General features: G+C 39.3%; 10 protein-coding genes. All 10 read right to left on the reverse strand.

The features are described from left to right. Positions 1-23 precede the first annotated feature (23 nt). The 10 genes from fsa to D8Q48_RS09090 all read right to left on the reverse strand — a co-directional run bounded on the left by fsa (position 24) and on the right by D8Q48_RS09090 (position 12,851). Complete coding sequence (fsa, locus tag D8Q48_RS09045; protein ID WP_117989988.1) at positions 24-677, reverse strand: fructose-6-phosphate aldolase; 654 nt, start codon at positions 675-677, stop codon at positions 24-26. Positions 678-949: 272 nt separating this feature from the next. Next, positions 950-2,077, reverse strand: coding sequence for a LacI family DNA-binding transcriptional regulator (locus D8Q48_RS09050; RefSeq protein WP_121056323.1), 1,128 nt, complete (start codon positions 2,075-2,077; stop codon positions 950-952). 10 nt (positions 2,078-2,087) lie between these two features. Then, a complete protein-coding gene (gene recR, locus D8Q48_RS09055) occupies positions 2,088-2,684 on the reverse strand; it encodes a recombination mediator RecR (RefSeq protein WP_117989987.1) in 597 nt (198 codons plus the stop codon). Beyond that, positions 2,684-3,037, reverse strand: a complete 354-nt coding sequence (locus tag D8Q48_RS09060; RefSeq protein ID WP_022075422.1) for a YbaB/EbfC family nucleoid-associated protein — start codon at positions 3,035-3,037, stop codon at positions 2,684-2,686. The genes recR and D8Q48_RS09060 overlap by 1 nt, the downstream gene beginning before the upstream one ends. Before the next feature lie 2 nt (positions 3,038-3,039). Then, positions 3,040-4,644, reverse strand: a complete 1,605-nt coding sequence (gene dnaX / locus D8Q48_RS09065) for a DNA polymerase III subunit gamma/tau (RefSeq protein ID WP_121056325.1) — start codon at positions 4,642-4,644, stop codon at positions 3,040-3,042. Between the two features lie 60 nt (positions 4,645-4,704). Then, positions 4,705-5,781, reverse strand: coding sequence for an ATP-dependent 6-phosphofructokinase (locus D8Q48_RS09070; protein WP_121056327.1), 1,077 nt, complete (start codon positions 5,779-5,781; stop codon positions 4,705-4,707). 137 nt (positions 5,782-5,918) lie between these two features. After that, positions 5,919-7,601, reverse strand: a complete 1,683-nt coding sequence (locus D8Q48_RS09075; protein WP_121056329.1) for a phospho-sugar mutase — start codon at positions 7,599-7,601, stop codon at positions 5,919-5,921. A 188-nt stretch (positions 7,602-7,789) separates the two neighbouring features. Next, positions 7,790-8,182: a hypothetical protein gene (locus tag D8Q48_RS09080; RefSeq protein ID WP_147422753.1), complete on the reverse strand. Its 393-nt coding sequence runs from the start codon at positions 8,180-8,182 to the stop codon at positions 7,790-7,792. A 305-nt stretch (positions 8,183-8,487) separates the two neighbouring features. Next, entirely contained in the window at positions 8,488-9,549 is a 1,062-nt protein-coding gene (locus tag D8Q48_RS09085) for a PD-(D/E)XK nuclease family transposase (RefSeq protein WP_117989981.1), read from the reverse strand. A 551-nt stretch (positions 9,550-10,100) separates the two neighbouring features. Continuing rightward, a complete protein-coding gene (locus tag D8Q48_RS09090) occupies positions 10,101-12,851 on the reverse strand; it encodes a VanW family protein (protein WP_172696976.1) in 2,751 nt (916 codons plus the stop codon). Between the last annotated feature and the right edge of the window lie 120 nt (positions 12,852-12,971).

Consider the following 12,971-nt stretch of genomic DNA (forward strand, 5'->3'; position numbering starts at 1 on the left):
TCTCTTTATGAGACTTGTTCGACCTACTCACCAAATACTGCAATATAGTCTTTTTTGAATTTTTCAATTCCTGCATCTGTCAATGGATGATGTGTCATCTGCTCAATTACTGCATATGGTACTGTTGCAATATCAGCTCCTGCAAGAGCACAATCTGTTACATGGATTGGATTTCTTACACTTGCTGCAATGATCTCTGTCTCAATTCCTGCAACTGCAAACATCTCTGCGATCTCTGCGATTAAATCTGTTCCTCTTGTAGAAATATCATCCAGTCTTCCAAGGAATGGTGATACATATGTAGCACCAGCTCTTGCTGCAAGAAGTGCCTGGTTTGCAGAGAAGATCAATGTCACATTTGTCTTGATTCCCTCAGCTGTAAGAACTTTAACTGCTTTGAGTCCTTCTACTGTCATTGGAATCTTAACAACCATGTTTGGATGAATCTTTGCAATCTCACGTCCTTCTGCAATCATACCCTCTGCATCTGTTGTAGTAGCTTTTACCTCTCCACTGATCGGTCCGTCTACGATAGAAGCAATCTCAGCGATAACTTCTTCAAATACACGGCCTTCTTTAGCGATCAAAGATGGATTTGTTGTAACTCCACAGATTACTCCCATATCATTTGCTTTTTTAATATCCTCTACTTTTGCTGTGTCAATAAAAAATTTCATGTCTTGTTCCTCCTTAAAATACGACCTGTTCACGAGATAATTTTTGCAAATTTTTCATTTGCTCTCTTTACTTTCGATTATAGTCATGAAAAACAAAACGGTCAATAGGCCGGAAAATTATTAGTAATTTTCGTCTTTTTATAAATTAACTTTATTAATAAAATTCAATTTATTTCATTGTTTACCTGCTTGCTATTTTTTTGCTTCGCAGTTTCATCCCCATAATTAAACTAATAGGAACTTTATTTTTATATCAATACTTTCTACTTGTATTAATATTTATTAATATTTTTCTTTTTTGCATTAATTTTTGTTTTTTTACCCGGTGGATATGATGTCGTCCCCCTCGCCACAAGCTGAGGCTCATATTCCACATGATAAATACTGATCGGCTGGATTTCTCCGTATTTCTGATCAGCACTTTTTATCTTCTTCATTATAATATCACAGGCATCTCTGCCTTTATAAATGACAAAATGCTCTATCGTAGTTAAAGATAGTTTTCTCATTTTAGAAAACAGGGTATTGTCACATCCCATAACCGACATGTCATTTGGCACTTTGTACTTTTCGTCATAAAGTGCGTCCAAAATTCCAAATGCGATCATATCATTCAACCCTACGATTGCAGTCACATCTCCATGCTCCGCCAGTACTTCTTTTGTCAAATCATATCCAATACGATATTCCGAATCAATACCCGGTACATCCTGATCAATGGATTCATTTGCAGACTTGATAACAACGCCATTTGCCAACCCGGCTTCACTGAACTCTTTTAAAAATCCTTCCACCCGCTTTGAACGTTGTTTTTGCCGCACTGTGAGCGGCGGTGCGATGTATGCCACTTTCTTATGTCCCAAATCTAACAAATGTCTCGCCATGATCCTGCCCAGTTTTGAATTATCAAGCTCCACTGCATCAACTTCTAGTTTTTCATTCTGATTATTAATAATTGCAAATGGAATGGTTTTTGATAGTTCTTCTATCATTTCCAGATAACACCGGCTCGGATTACAAGTATAAATCACACCTCGTGGATTCAGAGACGATAACATTTTCAAATACTGTTCCTCCAGCACAAGACTTCGCTGTGTATTACAGACAAACAATCCATATCCTTGTTCCGTTGCGCGTGCTTCAATTCCCTGCAGCAACATCACATAATATGGATTGGTCAGATTTGGGCAAAATACTACCAGCAGTTTTTCTCTTCTGCTCTCCCTTTTACGCTTTCGTTTCGGAAGCTCATACCCAAGTTCTTCTGCTGAATGCTCCACTCTCTCTATTACCTCTCGAGAAAACGAGACATTATATTTCTTATTTAATACCATAGATACCGTTGCCTGCGATACTCCTGCATGTTTTGCCACATCTGAAGATGTTACTTTTTTTCCCAATTACTCTACCTCACAGCTCTGTTCTGCCATCCAGTGCTCTCAAAAGTGTCACTTCATCAATATATTCAAGATCACCGCCGACCGGAACGCCGCTGGCAATCCGGCTGACTTTGATTCCAACCGGCTTGATCAATTTACTAATGTACATTGCTGTTGTTTCACCTTCTAAGCTAGAGTTTGTCGCAATGATTACTTCATCAACATCCCCCTGAAGCCGAGCCATCAATTCTTTTAATTTAATATCTCCCGGTCCGATTCCAAGCATCGGTGAAATAGCTCCATGAAGCACGTGATACACACCATTATACTTTCCGGTTTTCTCATATGCTGCCAAATCTCTCGGACTTTCAACTACCATGATTGTCTTATGGTCTCGGTCTGGATTACTGCAGATTGGACATATCTCCCGATCTGTAAGAGTACAGCACTGTGCACAGTAGCGCACGTTGTTACGTGCATCTACCATGGTTTTTGCAAGATTCTCTACCTGCTCTTTCGGCATATTAATAATATGAAATGCCAATCTCTGTGCTGACTTTGCACCGATTCCCGGAAGTCTTGAAAACTCTTCGATCAACCGGCTGATCTGATTACTATAATATTCCATTAAAATAACCCCGGCATTCCGCCGCCAAGTCCACCTGTCAATTTAGACATTGCAGCACCTGATTCTTCATCAACTTTACGAAGTGCTTCATTCGTTGCTGCAACGATCAAATCTTCTAACATCTCAATGTCATCCGGATCCACTACTTCTTCAGACAGTTTCACTCTGACTACTTCTCTCTTACCAGACATTGTCACTTCTACAGCTGAGCCTCCAGCTGTTGCTGTAAATTCTTTTGTCTCCATTTCCTTTGCCTGCTCTTCCATCTGACGCTGCATCTTCTGAGCCTGCTTCATTAAATTTGCCATATTCCCCGGCATTCCGCCACCTGGGAAACCACCACGTTTTGCCATGATCAATCCTCCACTGTTATTTCCATGTTAATTACTTTTTCCATGTGTTTTTCTAAATCTACAAATGTATCTTCAAATCTTCGCCCATCATCTAACTGACGCACCTCAACTTCAACCTTTTTGCCGATTCTCTGCTCAATCACCGACTCGATTTCTTGCTTATGATCTTCCCTTTTCACACTTTCCGCTGCAATACTATCAGACAGAACAATCAATAACCGATTATCTCCTCCCAGACTTAATCTCGCCTGTTTCAGATAAATACTAGTCGGTGCAGATACCTCATCTGCGATAGAGCGGAAATTTTGCACCACCTTCTGTATCTCCTCCGGTACTGCATCCGGCAGCTCTGGTTTCGGCTGGCTTTTTCTTGAAGAAGCATTCGTACTCCCTGCCATACCATTGACCTCAGACGCATTGACGTACACTACCTTCTCCTGTACAGCTTCCAGTTCACGATCTAATCGATCTTCCACCGCACGAATCCGATCCAGAAGACTATCCGTATTCACTTCCATCGCCGGTGTACATAACTTGATCAATGCCACTTCCAAGAGCACTCTCTTCTGTGTCGCATATTTCATCTGACCGGATAATTCCGAAAAAATGCGGATATAGCGAAGCAGTGTATCCACCTCTATCATCTGTGCTTCTTCTTTTAACTGCTGAAGATTTTCTGAAGACACATCCAGAACATCTTCCATATTATCAGAAGTCTTAACGAGAAGCAAGTTACGAAGATACCAAGTGAAATCCGCCGTCAATTGCGAAAGCTCTCGCCCCTGCATTACCAGTTCTTCCACCGTATCCAAAACCTTAGGAACATCTCTCGCTATAATGTTACGAAGCAAACGGCTGAAGACATCGGTATCCACTGCACCAAGCACTTCCAAAACATTATCATACGTCAGCTTCTGCCCCAGATAAAATGCAATACACTGATCCAGAAGACTCAACGCATCACGCATCGAGCCGTCTGCAGCCTTTGCAATATATCGTATTGCTCTCTGCTCAACATCCACCTGTTCAATTTCCATCAGATCATTCATTCGGCCTGCAATCGTATCAATCGTAATTCGATGAAAATCATAATGCTGACATCGAGATAAAATTGTGATTGGAATCTTATGAACCTCCGTTGTTGCCAAAATAAATATCACATACTCCGGCGGTTCCTCCAATGTCTTTAAAAGTGCATTAAATGCTCCGATAGACAACATATGCACCTCATCAATAATGTAAACCTTAAAGCGTCCTTCCGTCGGACGATACGCCACTTCCTCCCGGATCTCTCGAATATTATCCACACCATTGTTAGATGCCGCATCAATCTCAATCACATTCATCGACGTGCCGGCTGCAATCGCTTTGCACATCGCACACTCTCCACATGGACTTCCATCCACCGGATGTTCACAATTCACTGCCTTGGCAAATATTTTTGCCACAGTCGTCTTTCCTGTTCCACGAGTTCCGCAAAATAGATACGCATGTCCGATACGGTCTGCCTTAATCTGATTCTGTAATGTCTTTATAATATGATCCTGACCCTTTACATCCTCAAATGTAGTCGGACGGAACTTTCTGTATAATGCCGTATATGACATGAATCACACCTCTTTGTTTCTAGTTATTTTTTTGAAAATATCCTGTCACGGACTATCTCATTATTCATCTCCGAAGCTAATTCCTATCATTTTCGCTTCCTGAATAAAACTGCATTTTGGATCGACATATTTCAGCTTTCCGGCAACCTCTTCCAACGGAACTTTTGTAATCTCTCCGTCACGCATTGCTACCATGTATCCATATTCCTGATTTAAAATCAACTCCGCCGCCTTAGCTCCGACTCTTGTTGCAAATACACGATCATATGCACATGGAGAACCGCCGCGCTGTGTATGTCCCGGAACTGTAATTCGAACCTCTTTATCTGTTGTCTGCTGAATCTGTTCAGCTAACTCGTATGCAATAGAAGGATATTTTCTCTTTGCAAGCTTTTCTTTATACTCTTTCTTCTTCAGCTTCGCATCTTCTTTTGAAATCGCACCTTCCGCTACCGCAAGAATCGTAAATTTCTTACCTGCCTTTGTGCGTTTCTGAATCACATCAGAAATCACCTTAATATCATATGGAATTTCCGGAAGAAGAATGATATCAGCTCCGCCTGCAATTCCTGCATGCAATGTAACGTGACCTACTTTATGACCCATTACCTCAATGATAAATACTCTACTGTGTGATGTTGCAGTTGTGTGAATACGGTCGATTGTATCTGTCGCAATATCTACTGCACTCTGGAATCCAAAAGTCATATCTGTTCCCCAGAGATCGTTATCAATTGTTTTTGGTAAAGTTACTACATTCAGCCCTTCCTCGCGAAGCAAGTTTGCTGTCTTATGTGTTCCATTACCGCCAAGAATCACAAGACAATTCAGGTTTAACTTGTGATATGTGTGCTTCATAGCTTCAACCTTATCAAGACCATCGGCATCCGGCACACGCATCAATTTAAACGGCTGTCTTGATGTTCCAAGAATCGTACCTCCACGTGTCAGAATTCCCGAAAAATCTTTCGGAGTCAACATGCTAAAGTTACCATATATTAATCCTTTATATCCATCTTGAAAACCATAAATCTCTACATCATCACGCTTTGTGCAGATCCCTTTCACAACTCCTCGCATTGCTGCGTTCAGTGCCTGACAATCTCCACCACTTGTCAACATTCCAATTCTAAGCATAGTATTTATCCTCCTTGCTGAAAAACTTTTGCATACTGTATTTATTTTAGCATAAATAAATGAGACTATAAAGAAAAATCTCATCGATCACATTTCCCCATAGTCTCATTATTTTATTCTATCACTTTTTTAACTTTTTATTTCATGATTGGTTTTAAAGCCTCAGACAACTTATCTTTCTCTGCCTGTGCTTCCTCAAGATTTTTACCAAGTGTTGTGTAGTAAATCTTAATCTTAGGTTCTGTTCCTGAAGGACGAACAATAACAGTCTCATTATTTTCCAATTTGTAAATAAGAACATTCGCAGCCGGAAGTCCTGTCTCTTCTGGTTTCTTGTAGTCTGTAACATTCACAACCTTATATCCTGCAATTTCTTCAAGCGGTTTCTCTCTTAAGCCTTGCATGATTCCAGCCATCTGATCCATACCACTAAGTCCCGGGAACTCAAAACTGTCAATCTGATTCAGATAACGACCATATTCAGAATAAATTTCTTCCATTCTCTGTTTCAGAGAACTTCCAATACTTCTATAATATGCTGCCATCTCACAAATCAGCATAGAACCGATGATTGCATCCTTATCACGAACATATGGACCAGCCAGATATCCATAACTCTCCTCAAATCCGAAGATAAAGCGTTCAACTTCTCCTGCTGCTTCAAGTCCTGCAATCTGATCTCCAATCCACTTAAATCCTGTCAAAACACTTCTAAGCTCAACACCATAATGCTCTGCAACAGCATCAGCAAGAGGTGTAGATACGATAGATTTTACCGCTACCGGATTCTTAGGCATTGTACCTTTTTCAATACGGCCTGCACAAATATAATCAAGAAGAAGAACTCCAACTTCATTACCAGTAACCAATTCATACGAACCATCCGGACACTTCATAGCAATACCGACACGGTCTGCATCCGGATCAGTTGCAAGCATCAAATCTGCACCTGTCTCTTTCGCAAGACTCAGACCCTTCTCAAGAGCTTCGAAAATCTCTGGGTTCGGATAGCTACATGTTGTAAAATATCCATTTGGATATTCCTGCTCAGGAACGATTGTAACATCTGTAATTCCGATATCTTTTAAAATCTGTGTAACCGGAACTAATCCAGAACCATTAAGTGGACTATATACTAACTTCAATCCTGCTGTCTTGCAAAGGCCCGGACGAACCTGTCTCTCTTCGATTGCATCATACAGTGCTCTCTTGCAATCATCACCAACAAAACGAATCAGACCTTCTTCAACACCCTGTGCAAATGGCATATACTTCGCACCTGTTAATACATCTGTCTTCTGAATCTCATCGTATACGATAGCTGCAGCATCATCTGTCATCTGGCAACCATCCGGACCATACGCTTTATATCCGTTATATTTTGCCGGGTTATGAGAAGCTGTCACCATGACACCTGCATTACAGTTATAATAACGAGTTGCAAAAGAAAGTGCCGGAACAGGCATTAACGCATCATAAATGCGAACCTTGATTCCGTTTGCCGCCAATACACTTGCTGCATTCTTCGCAAACACATCACTTTTGATACGGCTGTCATAACTAATTGCAACAGTCTGAGTTCCACCCTGAGTTTTTACCCAATTAGCAAGTCCCTGTGTTGCCTGACGTACAACATAGATATTCATTCTGTTTGTACCTGCTCCAAGAACCCCGCGAAGTCCTGCAGTTCCAAACTTAAGAGCAACTGCAAAACGCTCCTTAATCTCGTCATCATTTCCTTCAATTTTTGTCAGCTCAGGCTTCAGATCTGCGTCCTCCAGATCAGCCTCCATCCAACGTTTGTATTCATCCTGATACATTTTCTATCACTCCTGACTCTTCTTCATTTTTTATTTTTTCCTTATGTAAAAAACTAATTTAAATATACCATATCTGAGGTAATACAGCAATTGCGAAAGGAAAGTTTTTCAAAAAATATACAATATTATCACAATTTTCAAACTATATTATATTTTTTTGAAAATTTTGATTCTTATGGTTTCTATCGTTACTTTAGACCTTTTGTCCTTTCAAGTTCTTCTTGCAGTTCCTTTATCTTCTGCTGCATTTCTTGTAATTCACTATCTTTTTGCTGTATCACTTCTTTATTCTGTTGCAATGCTTCATCTTTTTCCTGTATTGTCTCTTTCTGCTGCTTTATCTCATCCTGCATCTCATCAATCATCAGCTCCACAGTATTCCTATCCATCTCCAACAGCTCTTTCGAAAACATTCCCATGACCTCCTCGATATTTCGACAGATATCATAGACCTGCTGGTACATCTCCTTGAAATCCGGATATCGCTCGATGATATCAATAATGATTTCCGGGTCATCCGAGCCTAAAAATGCAAGCCATGCATCCAGTCGATTCTGTATTTTGATATCTTTATATTGCAAAGAATCCAAGAAGATGTCAAGCGGAACGAACCGATATTTCTTTCTTCGTCCGAATCATTAGGAAATACTGTTGTAACATGTTCTTCATAGACATAACTCTCCTTTGTGTAAAATATTTTATTGTTTCATATCGGATATTGTCTCAGAATGTGAAACCCGAGATGAGTGCCTTGCGGCTTTAGATAAATGTGGAGAAAAGAATTTCTCCTTAGATGTTTATTTATATTATTGTTGTTGAATGCACTGCACAATCATTAGTTTTTCTGATTGTGCAATGTCTTTCTTTAAATCTGTTAACTTTTTGGTTATTTTTGTAATTGTTCCAGCTGTTCTTGCAATTCTTTCATCTTCTGCTGCATTTCTTGTAATTCACTATCTTTTTGCTGCAATACTTCATCTTTTTCTTTTAATTCCGCCTCATTTTTTTGTATTATTGTATCTTTTTCCTCTATCACTTCTTTCTGCTGCTTTATCTCATCCTGCATCTCATCAATCATCAGCTCCACAGTATTCCTGTCCATCTCCAACAGCTCTTTCGAAAACATTCCCATGACCTCCTCGATGTTTCGACAGATATCATAGACTTGCTGGTACATCTCTTTGAAATCCGGATATCGCTCAATGATATCAATGATGATTTCCGGATCATCCGAGCCTAAAAATGCAAGCCATGCATCCAGTCGATTCTGTATTTTGATATCTTTATATTGCAAAGAATCCAAGAAGATGTCAAGCGGAACAAACAAATATTTCTGTAATAAATTCAGTTTTAATCCTGTATTGGAACATTGATGGAATTGATGTAGATAATCGTCTGGAAATTCATGAAAAGCTCCAGGACTTTGTTCAAATAGAACAATCGTATAAACGTCTTTTATATCATTGTAATTAAACTTTTTCTTGCGTTTACTGCGTACTTTTTTATATTGACGCATTAATAAATCTGCTGAATAGCAGGCACTTCTTGCTCCCGGAAATTTGTACCCGATTTTTTGTACTTCCAGATTCACGATACTTTTATCCTGCAATTCCACCACGATATCCATGATGACAAGCGCTGATTCATCCGCGATTCTCGTTCCATCGTTTGGAAGCACATCTTTTACATGTACTTCTTGACCAAGTAGAAGTGATAATAGCTCGTCCACACGTTCCGGTACAACCTCCGGATTTAAGATTTCCTTACTGATAAAATCGTACATCATCTTAACGCCTTTGGCTCCAGTACAAAAATCAATAAACTCCTTTCTTGCCTCCTGTTTCCAGCTGTAAAACTCTCTGCTCAGAACAGAACCCTTTCTAATCTCGGACATCAGTTCTTCCTTCGTCCGAATCATTGGGAAATACTGTTGTAACATGTTCTTCATAGGCATAGCCCTCCTTAGTGTGAAATATTTCGTTTTTTCATATCGGATATTGTTTCAGAATGTGAAACCCGAGATGAGTGCCTTTCGGCTTTAGATAAATGCGGAGAAAAGAATTTCTCCTAGATGTTTATTTAACATAGCATAGTTTGAAAATGCTGTAAAGAAGTAATTATGCCCAAAAAACAAATTACAAATAAAAAATAGAGAAATGCATCTATCCCTTTAAGATAAAACACACTTCTCTATCTTCGATTACTTTCTCAATCTATAAATCTACAACTTCATTACCGTATAACTTACATTATTAGACAATCCTGTAATTGGACTAATTCGATTTCCACCATTCGGTGCAGAATGCCAGAATAAATCTTGGTTCGATGTGTCGCCCCAGAAAAATCCTATATGATGAGTATCACTAATCCCATATTTTCCACCTTCATTTTCATTCCAAATCCAAATTATATCTCCCTTTTCTAAGACTCAAGATCTTAACATTTCCGATTTCGTTTTGAAATCGTACATTGGAACCCAGCCAGCCCTTTTTCTCTGCTTTAATTATAATAATAAGAACTCGGAAGATTCTCTGTACGAATCACCGAACCATTTTTATAGTATTTTCTCTGTGCCCATGCAGAATGTCCTGATGCCCAAGATACTGGCTCGATAAAATCAAACCATCCCGGATCTTGACCATAAAATTCTACATATAATGTATTTCCTACTGTATATGTTTTAATTGTTACCGGAAATCCCAAATCATTGCGGAACTTCAAATCTGAATCTCCATATGATACCATCGCATCCAATCCTCTTGGAACATATGTCGAAGCAATTGTATGATTATTTCGTTCAATGATTGTCATTCCTGCTCGGATTGCACCTCCGTACAATGTTGTCGAAGCCTGGCAGATACCTCCGCCATATCCGACACCACCGACAACGCCAGCAGGACGATAGCCTTGAGCCTGTCCACAAGGTCCTGCAACACCAAAGAACGATAATGTCTGTCCCGGATTAACTACTACCCCGTTAAATGAACCTAATGCTCTTGACATGTTATAAAATCCGTTTGCATTATTTGTACTTACTGTTGAAAATCTTGCTAACATTCTTACATGTTTAGTTTCTTTATAATAATTCGAATTCACACCAGGTGCTAGAGTGCCCTTTGGTATAATCTTTATCTGAATCGCCTGTAATTTATAATTACATTTCGTTGTCCCTGCAGCCTGACCATTTTTTGCCCAACCTAACCAGCCATAATTAGAAACATGTGTGCGATAATAAATATCCGCATATTTTTCAAGTTCTCCCGTTAAACGAATCTGGACTGCTTCTGCCTGATTTATTCCATCGCCGGACACTTCTCCACTTGTCTTCCAGTCTTGCCAGCCTACATTGCTTAAATGTAAACGATATTCAATGTTTCCTATATACCCACTTGTCATTGAAGATGCTATATTCATCGAAAGCTGTCGAATGGCTTTATTTGCTCCCGTTGTTCCTGTTATTTCTCCATTTTCTTTTGCATCTTGCCAACCTAAACCTTCTACATTTGTTTTAAATGTCAATGTTCCAATTTGATCCGCTGACAAATAGCTTCTTCCACTGCATGCCGGAGCACTTACATCTCCTTTTCCATACAGTTTAATTTCTATTGCTTCTACACCTGCATTATATCCAACAGTTCCTGCAACCTCTCCATTTTTAGTCCAGTCCAACCAACCAAATCTTGCACTATGTACTCGATAATAAATATTATATTGAGCGTCTAACTGTTCTGACAAACGGATTTTAATTGCTTCAATTTTTTTATTTTTTCCGGTTGTTCCGGCTATCTGTCCATCTGAAACTTCTCCTTGCCAACCAATATCTTGTACATGCGCTTCATAAAAAATGGATCCGCTCAAATTACTCTCTTGTTTTCCCAACTCTGTAACTTTTATTTTTATTGCTTCGACACTAAGATTCCTTCCCGTTGTTCCAGCTGTTTGTCCATCATAAAAATTTTTATTTTGCCAACCAATATTTTGTACATGTGTATTGTAAAGAACTAAGCCCAAATTTTCTACGGATACACAACTTTTTCCCGTCTGAGCAGGGGCTTCTGGAGAACCTTTTTCATATAATTTAACCTCTACTGCCTGAGCACCTAAATTGAGCCCTTTTGTTCCAGCTTCTTCCCCGTTCTTTGCCCAGCCAAGCCAGCCATAATTAGCTGAATGAACTCGATAATAAACATCATATGTTGCTGCCAACTGTTCAGTTAAGTTGATTTTAACAGCCTCAATTTTTTTGTTTTTTCCGGTTGTTCCTGCAGTATTCCAATCTGCAACTGGCGATTGCCAACCAATATCCTGTACATGTGCCTCACATGTAATAGAACCTGTCAGATTATCTCTTCCTGCTTCTGTAACTTTTAATTTTAATGCTTCAAGATTTAAATTTCTTCCTACTGTTCCTGCAGTTGCTCCGTCGTAAACTTTGTTTTGCCAGCCAATGTTCTGTACATGGGTCTGGTACATAATTTTTCCAACTGTTTCCTCTGACATAAAACCTTTTCCGTCAGTAATCGGTGCCTCTGCACTATTCTTTTTACAAATTTTAATCTCTACTGCCTGAACAGAATATGCATACCCCACTGTTCCGGCTTTTTCATCATTTTTTGCCCATCCAATCCAGCCTACATTCGTTGCATGAACTCGATAATAAATATCGTACTGTTCTGCCAACTCACCTGTGAGTTTCATTCGGATTGCTTCAATTTGTAATCCAGTTTCTGTTGTTCCTGCCAGTTCATTTTGTTCCACATAATCCTGCCAACCAATATTCGACACATGGGCACAATATTGAACTGTTCCTGCTATACCTGTGTTATTTTCCAGCTGAACCTTGAGTGCTTTCATAGCACGGTTTTGTCCGACAGTTCCAGCTGTCTCCCCATTGCTTTTTTCTTTCTGCCAATTTGTTCCTTGAAGATATGCACTGTATTTAATATTTAATACGTCTGTCGCTTCCTCAGCTGGCATAACGGATTCATCATTGTTTTCTGTATCATTCTCAACGCTACTATTCAAATCAGATTCTGTTATTTCTGCCTCAGATCCCTGTATTACATCCTGCTCTCCCTCATTCTGAGTAGTTCCACTCTCATCCTGGTTATTATTACTCTCGTCCTGATTAATATCTTCTTGAGTAGTTTGTTGTACATTATCAGTCTGTACAGTATCCTCTGCAAATGCTGATATTGGCGTCGTTATTATCATAGCCATGCATATAACAATCACGCCCAATAACTTCATAAACTTTCTCCCTCTCATATATGCTCCTTTCGTTTATCAAGTATTTGCTTTTATTTTATTTGATTTAGGTTTAAAACACAAGATTTTCCTATATTTTTAGAAAAAAAGAGTCATTACTGA

Source organism: Ruminococcus sp. B05, from assembly GCF_003628495.1.
GTDB classification, from domain to species: domain Bacteria; phylum Bacillota; class Clostridia; order Lachnospirales; family Lachnospiraceae; genus Schaedlerella; species Schaedlerella hominis.

Coding starts and splice junctions, on each gene's coding strand:
- D8Q48_RS09085 (WP_117989981.1), bottom strand. CDS start 9,549: ATGAAGAACATGTTACAACAGTATTTCCCAATGATTCGGACGAAGGAA.
- fsa (WP_117989988.1), bottom strand. CDS start 677: ATGAAATTTTTTATTGACACAGCAAAAGTAGAGGATATTAAAAAAGCA.
- recR (WP_117989987.1), bottom strand. CDS start 2,684: ATGGAATATTATAGTAATCAGATCAGCCGGTTGATCGAAGAGTTTTCA.
- D8Q48_RS09075 (WP_121056329.1), bottom strand. CDS start 7,601: ATGTATCAGGATGAATACAAACGTTGGATGGAGGCTGATCTGGAGGAC.
- D8Q48_RS09090 (WP_172696976.1), bottom strand. CDS start 12,851: ATGAAGTTATTGGGCGTGATTGTTATATGCATGGCTATGATAATAACG.
- dnaX (WP_121056325.1), bottom strand. CDS start 4,644: ATGTCATATACGGCATTATACAGAAAGTTCCGTCCGACTACATTTGAG.
- D8Q48_RS09070 (WP_121056327.1), bottom strand. CDS start 5,781: ATGCTTAGAATTGGAATGTTGACAAGTGGTGGAGATTGTCAGGCACTG.
- D8Q48_RS09060 (WP_022075422.1), bottom strand. CDS start 3,037: ATGGCAAAACGTGGTGGTTTCCCAGGTGGCGGAATGCCGGGGAATATG.